The 15,388-nt window shown below is 59.7% G+C and carries 13 protein-coding genes and 1 pseudogene; 4 read left to right on the top strand and 10 right to left on the bottom strand.

Annotated features, from left to right (window positions below):
• Nucleotides 1-95: 95 nt before the first annotated feature.
• The 6 genes from ACSQ20_RS20055 to ACSQ20_RS20030 form a co-directional block, all read right to left on the bottom strand.
• On the bottom strand, nucleotides 96-782 hold the full coding sequence (locus tag ACSQ20_RS20055) for a hypothetical protein (protein ID WP_436023527.1): 687 nt from the start codon (nucleotides 780-782) through the stop codon (nucleotides 96-98).
• Between the two features lie 466 nt (nucleotides 783-1,248).
• Complete coding sequence (locus ACSQ20_RS20050; protein WP_436023525.1) at nucleotides 1,249-1,629, bottom strand: helix-turn-helix domain-containing protein; 381 nt, start codon at nucleotides 1,627-1,629, stop codon at nucleotides 1,249-1,251.
• Nucleotides 1,626-2,789 (bottom strand): NAD(P)/FAD-dependent oxidoreductase, encoded by a 1,164-nt coding sequence (locus ACSQ20_RS20045; protein ID WP_436023523.1) that lies wholly within the window; start codon nucleotides 2,787-2,789, stop codon nucleotides 1,626-1,628. Before ACSQ20_RS20045 ends, ACSQ20_RS20050 begins: the two co-directional genes overlap by 4 nt.
• A gap of 13 nt (nucleotides 2,790-2,802) precedes the next feature.
• On the bottom strand, nucleotides 2,803-4,167 hold the full coding sequence (locus ACSQ20_RS20040; RefSeq protein WP_436023521.1) for an FAD-dependent oxidoreductase: 1,365 nt from the start codon (nucleotides 4,165-4,167) through the stop codon (nucleotides 2,803-2,805).
• Nucleotides 4,152-4,466, bottom strand: a complete 315-nt coding sequence (locus ACSQ20_RS20035) for a (2Fe-2S)-binding protein (protein ID WP_436023519.1) — start codon at nucleotides 4,464-4,466, stop codon at nucleotides 4,152-4,154. Before ACSQ20_RS20035 ends, ACSQ20_RS20040 begins: the two co-directional genes overlap by 16 nt.
• A 37-nt stretch (nucleotides 4,467-4,503) precedes the next feature.
• A complete protein-coding gene (locus ACSQ20_RS20030) occupies nucleotides 4,504-6,120 on the bottom strand; it encodes an ABC transporter substrate-binding protein (RefSeq protein WP_436023517.1) in 1,617 nt (538 codons plus the stop codon).
• A gap of 278 nt (nucleotides 6,121-6,398) precedes the next feature.
• Here ACSQ20_RS20030 and ACSQ20_RS20025 point away from each other — a divergent pair, with 278 nt between their 5' ends.
• The 3 genes from ACSQ20_RS20025 (at nucleotide 6,399) to ACSQ20_RS20015 (ending at nucleotide 8,790) form a co-directional block, all read left to right on the top strand.
• Nucleotides 6,399-7,259, top strand: a complete 861-nt coding sequence (locus ACSQ20_RS20025) for a GNAT family N-acetyltransferase (RefSeq protein WP_436023515.1) — start codon at nucleotides 6,399-6,401, stop codon at nucleotides 7,257-7,259.
• Between the two features lie 7 nt (nucleotides 7,260-7,266).
• A complete protein-coding gene (locus ACSQ20_RS20020) occupies nucleotides 7,267-8,193 on the top strand; it encodes a 2-hydroxyacid dehydrogenase (protein WP_436023513.1) in 927 nt (308 codons plus the stop codon).
• 102 nt (nucleotides 8,194-8,295) lie between these two features.
• Complete coding sequence (locus tag ACSQ20_RS20015; RefSeq protein ID WP_436023511.1) at nucleotides 8,296-8,790, top strand: Lrp/AsnC family transcriptional regulator; 495 nt, start codon at nucleotides 8,296-8,298, stop codon at nucleotides 8,788-8,790.
• Nucleotides 8,791-8,941: 151 nt separating this feature from the next.
• Here the strand turns inward: ACSQ20_RS20015 and ACSQ20_RS20010 are convergent, their stop codons facing one another.
• Nucleotides 8,942-10,204 carry a hypothetical protein gene (locus ACSQ20_RS20010; protein ID WP_436023509.1) on the bottom strand — a complete coding sequence of 421 codons (1,263 nt, stop codon included), beginning with the start codon at nucleotides 10,202-10,204 and terminating at the stop codon, nucleotides 8,942-8,944.
• 1,208 nt (nucleotides 10,205-11,412) lie between these two features.
• Between ACSQ20_RS20010 and ACSQ20_RS20005 the strand changes: the two are divergent.
• Nucleotides 11,413-11,846: pseudogene (locus tag ACSQ20_RS20005) on the top strand (isocitrate/isopropylmalate family dehydrogenase); the annotation flags it as partial.
• 59 nt (nucleotides 11,847-11,905) lie between these two features.
• Here the strand turns inward: ACSQ20_RS20005 and ACSQ20_RS20000 are convergent.
• From ACSQ20_RS20000 to ACSQ20_RS19990, 3 genes are all read right to left on the bottom strand, one after another.
• Nucleotides 11,906-13,738, bottom strand: a complete 1,833-nt coding sequence (locus ACSQ20_RS20000) for a hypothetical protein (protein WP_436023507.1) — start codon at nucleotides 13,736-13,738, stop codon at nucleotides 11,906-11,908.
• Nucleotides 13,739-13,807: 69 nt separating this feature from the next.
• Entirely contained in the window at nucleotides 13,808-14,578 is a 771-nt protein-coding gene (locus ACSQ20_RS19995) for a hypothetical protein (protein ID WP_436023505.1), read from the bottom strand.
• Between the two features lie 162 nt (nucleotides 14,579-14,740).
• Nucleotides 14,741-15,151: a DUF4148 domain-containing protein gene (locus ACSQ20_RS19990; RefSeq protein ID WP_436023503.1), complete on the bottom strand. Its 411-nt coding sequence runs from the start codon at nucleotides 15,149-15,151 to the stop codon at nucleotides 14,741-14,743.
• Between the last annotated feature and the right edge of the window lie 237 nt (nucleotides 15,152-15,388).

Raw genomic sequence — 15,388 nt, 5'->3', positions numbered from 1 at the left:
GTCGATGTCGAGCCGCTACTCGAACGCGTAGTCGGCAAGGCTGATTTGCGGCGCCGGTCCGAGCTTGTTCGATCGCGGCGGCCGCGCGGCGTCGATCAAGCTCCAGAATGTCGTTTCTTCTGTATCGCTTGCCAGTGTGTCGCGTACATCCGTTCGTAGTACTGACGATATGTGAGGCTCTGCCCGGATACCTTTTGTACGCACGGTCGTTCGTTATCGCCGATGTACTGCCCCAATGCTCGTCGTGCCCACTCGCGGTCGCCCTGATGTTCCCCGGGTTTTACGTATTGCATAAAAATCTGCTGACAACCGACGCGGTGCGTCGCCAACTGATCGCCCAGAGCCCGAGGCCACTCACCGGACTTGAACGCGGCCCACAAGTCAGTTAGCTCGGCCAGCACTGCTTCGCCCTCCTCGTCAAGCGCGGACTCGGTGCTGAGTGCAATGTACGTTTGCTCAGCGAGTGGCGGGTCGCTCATCACGTCGTCGGGATCGATCTCGATTGGCGGAAACTCCGCGTGACCGAACTCGTGCGAAAGCATGGCGAACGTTTCGACCGGCATAGCCGCGGCATCGAGAACATAACGCCTGTCGACGACGATCGATTTCGCTTGGTGATCCGTGAACGAACCTCTACCCGGTGACGCGGTGACGCGCACGGTCCAAGCTTCTGCCTGCAGCCGATCCATCCGTGCTCGAAATGGCGTCGAGGCCGCGGTCATCGACTTGAGTGGCTCCAATTGAAGCAGCTCGAAAGCAACATTCAGCCCGTCAGCGCTCATGGAAAGTACGCGGTCGCGAGGATCGCAAGACAGGCGTGCGCCCCTGACCCTTTGCGGCAGCGCCGGTGCGTTCGCTGGCCTGATCTTATGCGACGAAGCAACGCTTTGCCCGGAGAGTGTCACAGTGAAGCGTGAGGATGCCAACGCTGCGCCCGACACGTGCCGCTCTCGCAAAGCGTGCAGGCGCTCGTCCCTGGGATCGGCGCCCGTCTGTGTCGTTGCGCCGTGCGCTGATGCGCGATCATCAGCCGTTTCTGAATCGGGGTGACGCTCAATGAAGTGTGTATGTGTTGCTGTCCTTTCGATATTGCCGCTCATGTCCCTGAACCTCCACTACTGTTGCTGCAGGAACAAACCATCGTAGGGACGGGGACAACATCACAAACGCGTTCGTCCGAAGCAGTGGACGCCTGAACGCAAAAACAATACAGACAAGTCTATTCATCAGACAAGGTGATTGCTTGAACTAATTGCAATCGCGATGATCGTGCGTGCTAGTGCCAGTGCTCGAAGTGGTGCGGAAGGCCCGCGCTTGCGCCGCGAAAGTGGTTGGCGTCATTCCGCACCAACGTTTGAAATGGCGGCCGAAGTGGCTTTGATCGAAGAACCCCACTTCCGCCGCAACGACCACACTAGGCAGTCCGGCCGACAACAGCGCCTGTGCGCGAGCAATGCGCAAGCCGCACAAATATCGATAGGGCGACGATCCGAAGCGCAGCCGAAAAACCGTGACAAAGCGCGAGACGCTAAGCGCGGCTGGGGCGGCCATCTGAACCAGGGTGAGCGGCTCCGTAAAATGCGCATCGATGAAAGCACGCGCGCTATCGAGGCCTTCCGATCGCGTCATGATGCACCTGCTGTTTTGAAAGCTGTCGCGGCTCGCTTCGTGAATCGATCGATCGAAAATGCGTCGAGTGCGATCGCACTGGTTCCCGTATCGACGAGTTCGGCCAACGTCTCGCCGACGCCCGGCCCCAGTTGAAAACCGGCACCGCAAAAACCGAAGCCATAGTAAAGACCATCCACCGCTGCGCTTGCGCCGATGATCGGTTCGCCGTCGGGCAGATAGCCTTCGACACCGCTCCAAGTCCGAATGACATGCAGCGGCGCAAGCGCTGGCACCAGACGCCTGAACTGCGCCATTTGGCGAACCATATTGAGCGGCGTCACAGCGGCCCGACAGGTATCGATATCGGCAGGACCGGGCGGGCCCCCGCCCAAAATGATATTGCCGCGTGGAATTTGGCGGAAATAGACACTTTCTGCCTTGACATGGGTGTAGACACCCATCGACGAACCGAATACGTACGGCACGGGCTCGGTAACGGCCATTTGCGGGCCATGCGCATCGAGCGGAACCGGTTCGCCGAATTGAGCACTGAGTCGATTCGCCCACGCGCCCGCGCAAATCACGAGTCGCTCGCAGCGATAAACGCGACCGTTCGCGTCTTCCACGCGAAAGCCGCCTCCGTCTCGCTCCACTAGCGTGACCGCCACGTTCTCCCGTATTTGCGCGCCGAGACGCGCCGCGGCGCGAGCAAACGCTGGCGCGGCAACGCGCGGATTGGCGTGACCATCGAGCGGGGAGATCGATGCCGCCAAGACTTTCCGCCCGAGCAACGGAAAGCGAGCGAACACCTCACGGCCTCGCAGTACTTCCAGGTCGAGCCCAAAGACGCGTGCCTCGCGCGCATAGTGCTCGAACGTTTCGACATCTTGTTCGTGATAGCAAACGCGCGTATGGCCCGCCGGCAGAAACTCCACGTCGTGCTGGAGCCAATGCGCCGCGTTCCGCCACGTCACCAGTGCACGGTTCGCAATCGGCAACTGATGTAACGCGCGTCCTTGCCGCCGTATTCCGCCGAAATTGACACCGCTTGCTTGCTGCCCCGTCAAGCCGCGCTCCAGCAACATTACTGAGCGCGCCCGCCGGCTCAGGAAAAAGGCCGTCGCTGTGCCCACGATGCCGCCACCGATCACGATGACGTCTGTATGCGTCGCACTCATCCGGCATGCATCCTTAGGAGTCCTCAACGATTGCCATCGGCAGCGGCTTGACAGGCGCTTGCGGCCTTAGCCTGCCCACTTCGCTCAGCGGTATCGATATAGTTGCGGCAATGACTTCCGCAGCGGCGTGTGCGCAATAGCGCCCTTGGCATCGCCCCATGCCCACGCGAGAAAATGCTTTGGCACGATTCGCTTCGCTGGCTCCCGTCACTTGCACGATGCGACGAAGTTGTCCAACCGTGACCGCCTCGCAGCGACAAATCACCGTATCGTCGGACAATGCCGCGGCCGCTTCGGCGGGCCAGGGAAAGGCGCGCCGAAGGCCCGCCGCAAAGCGTGAATAGCGCGCGAGCTGCTTGCGCAGCATCGCCATGCCATCGACCTCCCGGCCCTGGTCAAGCAGCACCGCAAGTGCAGCGAGACGGCCCGCACGCTCCGCCGCATCGGCACCTCTGACATGCGCGCCGTCGCCGGCGAGATAGACATTGCTCACGCTGCTGCGCCCATCGCGGTCAACCTTGGGCAACCATTGGCACCCTGCTTCGTCGAACTTGAATGCACAGCCGGACAAATCAGCCAATTGCGTTTCGGGCCGCAAATGATGACCGAGTGCGATCGCATCGCAGCTCAGGTCGAGCGGTTGCCCATTCGCCAATCGCACCGTCACACCACTGACGCCGTCGTCGGGCGTGCCATGGATCTCGATAGGCCGCACGCCGCGATGAACCAATACGTCAGCACGGTGCAGAATGCGCAACAGCGCCGCTCCCTTGATCAATGCACTCGGCACCGACAGCAAGGCCGGCAGCGCGCGCATACGCGTGCGCACGGTGGACGTGTCGAGCACGGCCGCCAAGCCGGCCCCCGCTTTGACATACTGCGCAGCAAGCAGATACAGCAACGGCCCGCTGCCGAGCAAAACGACGCGCGAGCCAATTGCACATGCATGCGCTTTCAGCGCGATCTGCGCACCACCGAGACTGTAGGTGCCAGCGAGATGCCATCCCTTCACCGGCATCAGCCTGTCCGTTGCTCCGCTGCAAATGATCAGCGCATCAAAAGCATGCGCGCGATAGCGCTCGCTCGTCACGACATGCACCTCACCAGGTGAAATGTTCCAGACCAGTGTCTGCGGCAGATAGTCGATGTGAGGTTTGATTGCATCGAACGCGTGATGCAGGGCTGCCGCACGCTTGGCCTCGGTGCCGTACAACGTCGCATACGAGCGCGACAATCCTTCGGACTGGCGGCGATAAATCTGGCCGCCGTCGCGGTGCCCCTCGTCGATCACAAGCGGCCGCCATCCGGCCTCGACGATCGCTTGCGCCGCGCGCACGCCGGCAGGCCCCGCGCCGATGACAATTACGCGCGCGGCCATATGCGTCCTCCTGCCATCCCGGGCTTCGTCACGATGCACATGCCGGGCGTGGCAAGCGTCGTACAGGCGCGCACGCGCGCACCATCCGCGCACCACACCCAGCAGTCCTGACATGCGCCCATCAGGCAAAAGCCGGCGCGCCGGCCATCGCCGAACTCCGAATCGCGCAATGCCGGAACGACGTTGAGCAACGCAACGAGCAGGGTGTCGCCGTTCGCCGCTTCGCATGCCATGCCATCGACGTAGATGCGAAACGTCTCACGCCGCTTTTCGCCCAGACGCACAAACCGTCCGTTCACGCGACACCTCCATCACGAGCGCAGCCGACGAACACGTTTATGCTGAAAGCCAGACGTGCTCGGCGAACGCGAAGCCCATCAAGCCGGCAAGGGGAATCGATCCGAGACCTTGGAGCTTCGCTGCATGCGCATCGATCGAACTCAAGAACATCGGGATGCCGACGCCGCCATTTTCGTGCACGAGCACCTGCATGTCGCCGTAGATTTTCTTGCGTTTCGCATCGTCCGGCTCTCCGCGCGCGGCCAGGAGCATCTGATCGAACTGCGCGTTTTTCCAATTTGCTTCATTCCATGCCGCATCCGACTTGAAGAATTGCGTGAAGAGCATATCGGCGGTCGGCCGCGCGTTGACGGACCCGTAACCGAGCGGATGCTTCATCCAATGATTCGACCAGTAACCATCGGAGGGTACGCGTGTGACCTGCAACGTAAGGCCGGCAAGCGGTGCTGCTTGCTGCAGCAGCATCGCCATATCGACCGACCCGTCTGCCGCAGGCGACGCGAATAGCTGCAGCGGCGTGCTGCCCACCTTCGCCTTCTGAAAATAGAACTTTGCCTTGTCCGGATCGAACGGGCGTTGCGGCAGACCAGCAAAGTAATAACGATTGGTCGGATCGATCGGCTGATCGTTGCCGATGGCACCAAAGCCCTGAAACACGGTGCGTCGCATCTGCTCGCGATTTTGCAGATACATCAGGCCACGGCGGAAATCGGCGTTACCGGTAATGCCACCTTCGTCGCGAATCACGAGATCGGTGTATTGGCCGGTCTTCGTCTCGAGTACCGCGAAACCGGGGGTACTCTTGATGCGCGTGGTTGAACGCGGGCTGACGGAGTTGATCAACTGCACATCGCCCGAGAGCAACGCGTTCACACGTGCCGATTCATCGCCGATACCAACCAACTCGATCTCGTCGAGGTGCGGCAGCCCCGGCTTCCAATACCGCTCGTTTTTAACGACGACTGTACGCACGCCCGGTCTGAACTCCTTCACTTTGAACGGGCCTGTGCCGATAGCGGTCGAAAAATCTTTGGTGCCGTCTTTGATGATCAGAAAGTGCGCGTCGGCCAGGATCGCAGGCAAATCCGCGTTGGGGCCCGCGAGCGTGATCGTCAGTTCGTTTGGCCCGGTCGCTTTCGCCTCGCTGATTTGGTCGGCCAGTGTCTTGGCCTTCGACGCAACGGCCGGATCTTTGTGGCGCGTCAGAGAATAGATGACATCGGCCGGCGTGAGCGGCTTGCCGTCATGGAATTGCACGCCCTGGCGCAGTTTGACGACCCATACCTTTGCATCTTTCGTATCGAATGACGTAGCGAGCGCCATCTTTGCGCCGAGGTGTGCGTCGAGTTCGGTCAGACCGTTGTAGACCATATTGCAGCGCACGTAATCCGTCGAGAGCGAGCCCTTGGCCGGATCCAGCGTATCGGACGTAGAGGCGGACTGCGTTGCCACCCGAATCTTGCCGCCTTGCCTCGGCTTGTCCTGTGCGCGTGCATTCGGGCTCGCCGTGACGAGCCCCGCGCCGGTCAGCGTCACGACGCCAGCGGCGACGAGCGCGCGCAGTGCGTCGCGCCGCGACGCACCTTTCGCTGTCAATCGCTCGAGAGCGGTCTGAACTGCACCTGCATCATATTGCGACGGGTCCTTGCTCATCGAGCTTCTCCACAAGTGATTGATGAAAAACTGCGGTAAGGCTTTATCAACTTCGCGCCGGATCACGAATGCCTCCCGTCGTATAGAGATTTAATCAATGCAAAAACAAAAATGTCTCTGATTCGAACAGGACCGACGCTATAAAGCACGCGTTTTTAGGCCGACCGACAGCAGAGTCTGCGGTGCTGCTGATACGGCCGGGTTGCGAAAAGATCGTCCTAGTCAGCGCCGGTGCCACGTGACACAGTGCGCTCGTCAAGGCTCCGAGGGGAAAACGCGTGTCCGCTCCGATTCACTACCGGCGCTTCGCTCAGTCAGATGTCGCGGCAGCGCACGCGCTGACGCTCGAACTCAAATGGCCGCATCGCGCGGAGGACTGGCAGTTCGTGGCCGATCTGGGTGACGGCATCGTCGCCGAATGCGATAACCGCGTGATCGGGACGGCATTCGTCTGGAAGTATGGGACGGATGCTGCTTCGCTCGGGATGGTGATCGTCTCATCCGCGTACCAGGGCGCCGGCGTCGGCCGGCGTCTGATGGAACGCGCACTCGAAACACTCGGCTCGCGCGCTACGGTTTTACACGCGACGCCAGCGGGGCGACCGCTGTACGAGAAGCTCGGCTTTGTGGCCATCGGCATGCTTGATCAGCATCAGGGTGCGGCGCTCCAGCCGCCGTTGGTCCCGCTGCCGCCAAGTGAGCGGTTGCGGCCGCTCGGTGCAAACGATACGCCGCGCCTGGTCGAGCTCGCATCTCGCGCAAGCGGCTTGGACCGAAGCGCCGTGCTTCCCGCGCTGATCGAATGCGCCGACGGCATCGGACTCGACCGCGATGGCGAGCTTGTAGGCTTCGCGCTCTTTCGTCGCTTCGGCCGCGGCCGAGCCATCGGGCCCGTCGTCGCGCCGCGCACCGCCGAGCCGTTTCGCGCGAAAGCGTTGATTGGCCACTGGTTGGCATCCAACCCGGGCAAGTTCGTGCGGATCGACGTGCCCGGCGACGCAGGCCTTCACGCATGGCTGGAGTCGCTCGGCTTGTTGCGCGTCGACAGCGTCGTCAAAATGGCGCGTCATGGCGAACGCCTTGCGTCGCAAGACCCGCAATTCGCTCAGTACGGCATCATCAATCAGGCCATTGGCTAACGCTCCGATGACATTCCTCTATAAAGCCGATCCCGCGCGCGGCGAAATTTGGGCGCGTCTTTTTGCGCAACGCGCGCCCGAACTCGGCTTTCGGCTATGGCCTGACCTCGGGGACACCGCCGACATACGCTATCTCGCCGCCTGGCAGCCTCCAGACGACATTCTCGGCACGCTGCCGAACCTCGAAGTGATTTTCTCGGTCGGCGCCGGCGTTGATCAATTCGACTTTGGCGGGATCCCCGCGCATATCCCCGTCGTGCGAATGGTCGAGCCTGGGATTGTCGAAGGCATGGTCGAATACGTATGCCAAGGCGTGCTCAGTGTGCATCGCGATATTTTCGAGTACGGGCGGCAACAACAACAAGCATGCTGGCGAGAGATACCCGTGCGACCGGCGTCGTCATGTCGCGTCGGTGTATTGGGACTTGGCATGCTCGGCACCGCGGTGCTCGAGCGGCTGCGTTTATTCGGTTACGCCTGCGCGGGCTGGAGCCGCTCGGCCCGCGCTATTGCAGGCGTTACATGCTATGCCGGAGCGGAAGAACTCGACGCGTTCTTGTCGCGCACTGACGTGCTCGTCTGCCTGTTGCCGCTGACCTCGGCAACGCGAGGGCTGCTCGACGCCAAGCTCCTCGGCAAATTGCCGCGCGGCGCCTCGCTGATACAGACCGGCCGGGGTGCTCATCTCCAGCAGCAGGATCTGCTTCGCCTGCTTGATGACGAGCATCTGCGCTATGCGCTGCTCGACGTCACCGACCCGGAGCCGTTGCCGGCCGACCACCCGCTCTGGGCGCACCCGCGCGTGCGCATCACGCCGCATATCGCTAGTGCCACGCGCCCCGAGACGGCGGTTGTTGCCGTGCTCGATAACATCGAGCGATACCGGGCAGGCTTGCCGATGATCGGGCAAGTCGACCGCGAACGCGGCTATTGATATAGACGTTTTATTGCAGCCGCGCTCGGCCGCTTCAATCGCGAACATGCGTGCTAAAGTAGTCAACGCGTTTTCGATCAAAAGGCAAGGCGATAACTGAAGATGACCAGCGATTGCAACAAGCTAGACCGAATTGACCTGCGCATTCTTTCTCAACTTCAAAAGAGAGGACGCATTACGAACGTCGAACTCGCGGATGCGGTCGGCTTGTCGCCAAGCCCATGCCTGATCCGCGTCAAACGTCTGGAGAAAGCCGGCTATATCGTGGGCTACGGCGCACAGATCCAACTCGAAAAACTCGGCGACGTCCAAATCGTTTTTACGGAAGTCACGCTGGCCGATCATCGCCGAGAGGACTTCGTGCGCTTCGTCGCCGCTATTCGCGACGTCGACGAAATCATCGAATGCCATCTTGCCAGCGGTGGCTATGACTACCTGCTCAAGTTCGTCACACGCAGCGTGAGCCACTATCAGAGTGTGATGGAAGGGCTACTCGAACGCGATATCGGCATCGAGAAGTACTTTAGCTACGTCATCATCAAGTCGCCGTTTGTGAAAACGCACTACCCGCTCGAGGTGCTGTTTCCTCAAGGATAGCGAGTACGGATCATTTCTGGGTCAACCAACTCCAATGACGGATCGATCACAATGTTCGAAACGCCTGTTCCATTGCTCCGCGAACGCCAAGGACCCCTGCCAAACAAAGCCTATCCACTACGCCTCAAACCCGGATCTGGACAAGTCTCGGTCATTGGCGAGTGATCGCGGTCCAGTCAGCAGGCGGTGTGGAAATTGCCGGGACCTTCACCGTGCCGGTATCGAACTGAACATTGACCATCTCGATCGAATAGACCTGCTTTGACTTGTCGTCGGTCCCGATCAGTTTCAACAACACGCCGGTCTTGTCATCGACCCACATCTTGAACGTGCTTGCACCCAGCTTCCGCGTCAGATAGGCGTCGAGGTGCCCTTCAATGACGGTGGCCTGGCGGCCCGCCACGTAGTCATGGCCGGCAATCTTGCTGGTCGCCGTCGTCAACCAGAATGCGTAGTTCTGCGGCAACGTGACTTCGTTCGCACCAGTGGCGCCGGCCGGATCGTCTCGATGAAGATAGACCGGCTCGCACTTGGCATTGCGATAGAAACGTGGGCCCGTGGCAGGCGCCTCGGTCTCGGCCAGTGACGATGTCTGAAACTTCGACTCGCTAGGAAAGTAAGTCATCGCCGACTGGCCATTCGAAACATGGGTGATCGGGTTGCCGGTGGCATCGGTTATCTTAACCAGGCTGCTTCGGTTCTGCTCGGAGATCTCGAACGCGACGTTGTCGCCTTGACTGTTATTGGAAAAGGAGATGCGAAAGGAGCCTCGGATGTCGCGGTAATGATCGACCGCGTCCAGCATCTTCTGCTGGATTGCCGCGATCGCGGGATCTCGAATCGCTAAAGACTCGCAGCGAGAGAACGGGTTCAAAGCGGATGGATCCATTTCGTCGTCGGCAGCGGATTGGCCGTTGCCGACTGTGCTGATGGTCACGGCTTTGACTACATCAGCACCTAGTCCGCCCCGAGAATAATTTCGCATCATTTGCACTGCGTTGCCCGTGCCCTTCCCGAGATAATTCCATCCACCTGGAGCCGTGTTTTGATTAAGGGTTCTGAGAGATCCATACTGATAGGTAGCCTGATTGTAGTAGCTATATTCGGCAGATGCCGTAAAGGCGTCGTTGGCTAACCACGCGTAGTACCTGTACGGATGGATATGTGCGAATATCCAACCATAGCCGGCCCATCGCCCCCCTGCCGGATCCAGGCGATCATCGCCGTTCCAGTCGCCCGATTGTCCGCTTCGATAGACGAAGACATCCGACCCCGCCCAGGTGCTGCAGCCTGGATATTGACTCGGATCGGGGTCATTATCGCAGTAGTAAGTGGTGGCAAAGGCTGGTGGCGCAAACAGGACAGTTGACAATACGACCGCGGCGCCTAATGGGCATTTATGCTGGGCATTCATCGATGACCTCTATACGGTTTCATCGCGGCGCGATGCAAGCCGCCGCGAAAGGTGTGCGGATTAGCTCGTGCTATAGCGTTACGGCAGGAGAGAATTGCGGATATTCAAATTCGAAAGAAGGCTCGGCGAATCTCGCTGCTCCCCGATGATTTTTGCAAATCATTATGCGCGCTGTCATGCGTTGTGCTGGACATGTCGAAGATGATATCTGTTGCACGTCGTCCGTGGCACTGCGTCTAGCCTGAAGGCACACCTCGTGTATCAGCTTTGCGCCGCGCCATGGTGCTCGCTGCAAAGGGTGAATGTGTGCAGGTAGCGGTAATGGTTTCGGCTTCAACGCACATCAGATACTCGGATATAAATTAAAAACGATTTTGAGTGTAAGTCCTTCGTCACAGAATTCAAGCGAATTTACTAGAGGATATCGTCCAGCCATCGTTCCGACGGCATTGTAAAAGTCTATCTATTTCGAATACCGAAAACACCTGAAAAAAGGTACTCAACTGGTGCTAGTTTTTATGTGACATCGAATTTGTCTGTGGGCCGCGCCGGTAATGGATTTACGATCGGCGAAAGCGGATCGGTTAGAGTTCAGATTTCTGGATTTAACGAATGAGGGGTAACCCATGCGGGCAAGCGATTCCGACGAAATTGAGCGAAGCGCGGTTTGAGGTATCTACCGGATAATGCGGCACTGGCAGCATTAAGCGGATCTTTTCGGGCACGGTACATCAACGGCACGACGTCGATTTATGTCTCACCCGAAGAGTTTCGTTTGCGGCGTGAAGCGGCCAAGTATCACGCGAGGCTGATGCAGTCTAAGAGCAGATCGCGTTCGAGTTGAAGCTGGCGGGGCTGGGTATGCCGGTGACAAAGTCTGCCGCAAGTGCATCGCAATCATTTCGGGTAACAGGCGCCCTCTTCCGACTCGAGCTCGCGGACAATAACGACGGCGATGACAATCGGCGCTGCTCGATCCGGACATGAACGTTCACGCCATTAGCGTCACCGATACGGAGGCGTCTGACCACGAGGGGATGGAGGCAGAGCTGCCCTGCGAGGTGTCGGTCGATCGCGTCATCGCCGATGGCGCCAACTACAGCATCGAGCGCACGCAAGCATGGTCACGCTGTGGTGCGCTATCCGTGATTCCCCCTGTCGGCCAACGCCGTCGTGCATGGCCAGAACACGACCGGCAGGCACGATCAGATCGGCAGCACATCGATATCCTGTGCGCCCGGTTCGTGCTCAACCCCGATCGCTTTGACGTTGTCGTCGCAACGAATCTTTTCGGCGATATCCTTTCCGACCTCGGGCCCGCATGCACTGGCACTATCGGGCTAGCACCCTCAGCCAATCTGAACTCCGAGCGCGCATTTCCGTCGCTGTTCGAGCCGGTTCACGGATCAGCGCCCGATATTGCAGGAAAGCGCGTTGCCAATCCGATTGCGATGATCTGGTCCGCCGGCGATGATGCTCGATTTTCTACGCAATCATTCAGGCAAGGAGCATGAAGCGCACGATGCCATTCTCGCCCGCCATCGAAGCCACGCTCGAAGAAGGGCCACGCACGCCCGATCTCGGCGGGAAAGTTGCGATGGATGAAGTGGGCACTGCTATCGCTCGCCGCGTCTTTCGATAATGACCGGTCTACGGCAATTGCTTAGTAGTCCTGTCGATTTCGGGCGAAGCGCACCTTCTTCATTCCGAGTCGTGCCTCGGGTGCATGGGTCGGATGATGTCGGCGTACGACGCAACAACGGATGCAGCCGTGCGAGAAAATTCGTCAATTGCATCGCGCTGACCGAGCAAGGCTGCCTGCGCTAATCGGTGCCGCCCCATCCGCGCGGCGACTTGCTCGATCAGCCATGCCTGCACGGGATCTTTCAGGCCGAGGTCCTCCTCGCGAATATCGTCGGTGCCGATGCCGCGCGATACGGCGTGACGCACACGGTGCGCGAGCAAGGTTGCATAAGCAGATGGGTCTTCGCGGCCCGCTGGCTCCATCTCGATCATGCGACCGAACCAACTGGCCGCGCCGTCCTGCAGGCCCGGTGCAGCGACTTCGGCTGCCGCGCAGAACTCGCGGTGCAGCAGCGCGCCTCCGAGTGCGCGCCATAAGATCTCCTCCTGCATGCGAACGTCCGCTACCGATTCGAGGTCGCTACGCACGAGAATCTCGGATGCCCGATTATTTTTGTTGACGGTGAACGTGTATGGCACATCGTCGCCGCGCTTGATTTGTGCGACGTTTCGGATAGTCTCGACCGAGGCTAGCTTTGGCCTCGGTAATCGGCTTACCGCCTGCGAAAGCAGGCTCACATCCATCGCGAAAATTTGCGCGAGCTTCGAGTGAATCGAGTTTCGCCGCAAGGCCGCGTTGACGCGTGGCTCAAGCACGCGTTCGATAGGCCGCGGCAAACGAGCCGCCCGATATACCGAACGATTTCCATCACGCGGTTGAGCCGGCAGGTTGGCGACGAAGCGCTCAGGCGGAGGTGAACGCCAATATCGATTAAATGGATGCTCAGATGGCGAAGGATCGCCAAAACGATAGCGATAATCGGACGGCGGCAGACCTGCTGCGTCGCGCAATGCTTTCGATACGCTCGCCAGAAATAGCGGCGCAATGGTGCCACGTGGCAAGCCGCGCACACAGTTGTGCAATTCCGTTGCAGCCAGACGACTCAACTTTCCTCTGTTCGAAACGGAGGGCGGGATCGATATCAAGCCCTGTTCGTAGTCAGCACGCAAATCCATCAGGCTATCGAGGAGATTGGCGGCCCGGCTGAAATGCGTCATCCACTGGTTGAACGCGAGCCGGGCGCCGCGATCGGCGGCGCCGTCGCGAAGCTCCATGCTCAGAATTCCGGCAAGCATGTCGGCTTCCTCGCATCGCACCAAGCGAAACGCGTCAACTGTTTTGGCGTCCCGCTGCCGCTCTGCAAATGCGGCAAGCGCTGTCCCTTGCATGATGCTGGCTTGCTTTTGTGCGGATAGCGATTTGAACACGGAGGCGAAGCGCGTCGCCTCTTGTTGCGTTACGCCTTTGATCGGCCTGCCCTCGGTCAGTTGCTTCGCGTGAGGTGCAATATCGGCGACGCCGTCTTCGTCTACGAGTACATCCAGCGCAGTCGATATCGTTAGCAGCAGACTCCAACAGCGAAGATCGTCGTGCGTGACGTCAACTCCAAACGATGTGGCCAAATTGGCCAACGTGGCGACGCCCTGCGGGTGGCCTGTCTCCTCCGTTACGTCGAGTCCGATCGCGTCGGCCACAGGCAGAACGTGTTGTTGCAGCGCGCGCTGAATGACCCGCGATGCACGGCTCTCGGCGCCCGTCGAGTCGGATACATCGGGTCTTGATTCAACGCGCGGCGTGCGTTGCGTTCGCTTGCGCGGGATGTCAGCCAGCTTGGCGAGTAGCAGCGCCCGAGCGCCAGTCGGAACATGTCGGGCGGATTGCCGATGCTCGGTGTGGTTACTATCGTCGCCAGATAACCCACCGTCACTGCTTCTGGATACTGAAACCATCGCAGTTATGTCCAGTTATTGGCGGCCGACTACGTGGTGAGTGTCGGCAACGCGCGTTGCAAAAAACGGCTACTGCTGCTCGTCCACGTCTCGCGCGGACGCCTGACGCAATGCGGCGGCGCGCGCGGCATATTCGGACAAATCAACACGTGCGGGTAACGGACGCGGGACATGGAGCGGGAGTCGTCTCAATCGTCCCATTACCCCCTCGTCTTTGAGGTTGGCATTCACTGCAAAAGATGGCACGAGCCCAGGTCGGCCATTTCGCCTCCAAGCCACGGCCTCGAAGTCGAAGTTCTCGACCTCCTTGCCGAGCCCATGTAGAGCAAGTTCCATGATTCGGCCAACCGATGTGTCTCTCGGATCGCCCTCCGTGCGGATCGCCTCTTGGACGTCTTCGGGATACACCGACGGCGGTGTTAGCTGTAGTCGTTGGATTGGAACGGTGCGGTGGCGATCGAGCATGCTGGCCAGCACCAGCCCGGTCGTTTCCTCTGGTTGTTCACCCTTGCGCAGCTTCGTGACGACTACCGACTTGCCCGGACCGATCCGCGCCGCACGCGCAACGATTTCAAAGCTGCGGTCATGAGTTAACTTGGCGGACAGCTCGTGGCTATTCGACTCGCGGCGTAGGTGGAATCGCACATTGATCGAGGCCAGAAATACGCTGCGATCCAGTGCCCCGCTTGCGTGGCCGGACGGTGCACCCGCCGGCTCCCGCAACGTTTTGCCCGATTCATGGTGCAAATGAACGCCGTCCGGCTGCCTGCTGCCGATAGAAACCATGATCGCGATAATCTCCAATTGGGGGTGCCGGTCGGCCAGCTGAAGGAGCAGCAAGAGGTCATCGTGAAGCAAATAGGCAGCTTAATGACAATGAGCGTTTTTGGGCTTATCGATGGCGAACGCACAAGCGGGCACGCGAAAACACTGCTTCCGCCCGCGTGCGCCGGATGGTCGTTCGCACAACGAATCAATCTGTCTCGTGGATACCGTGTCGCATCAATGTCCGAAATAGACCGAACATTGCGGGGTACCCGTGCAGGGTATGCCCGAATGCATTGGCGCACCCGCCTCCGATTTCCCGTCTGCCGCACCGCCCACCGATTCTTGCATTGCCGCCGCGGGCATAGCCGCGTCCTTCGTTGCTTGGCCGTCTTGCGCGAGGGCTGCGTGCCGTTGCGCGACTACGCTTTGCGCGGCCCAAAGATTATCGGGGTAGTGTTGCCAATCGCGCGGGTTGTAACCGGCTGCGACGAGTTCGTCGAGCTCCGCTTTAACCATCGCGCGAGTCGCCTGTTGCGATGATGCGTTGTGGTCCTGCGCGGACGCAGGCATCGTTAATACGAATGAGCTCAGCGCGACGAAAAGCGCCGGCGCCGATGCAATGGCGCGATTAAGTGAACGTCTCATGATGAAAACTCCCGGCCGTCGAGATGACGACGAGCGATGGATCATCGCGCACCGATCGGTCGGCGCACGACCCGCAGTTTGGTCAGGAGTCCTAATTTGAATGCCTTGACTTCCCTGCTCGCTTGTTAATTCGTTTGCTCACAGAGAATGGTTACAGCTGTGGTGCCCATTGCTACGTTGTCCTAAAGAACGGTCCTCCGTGCAACAACATCAAGCGATTCACTCCACCGCGCCACG

The organism is Trinickia sp. LjRoot230, from assembly GCF_964253315.1.
Taxonomy (GTDB): Bacteria; Pseudomonadota; Gammaproteobacteria; order Burkholderiales; family Burkholderiaceae; genus Trinickia.
This window is presented reverse-complemented; position numbering and strand designations above follow the sequence as displayed.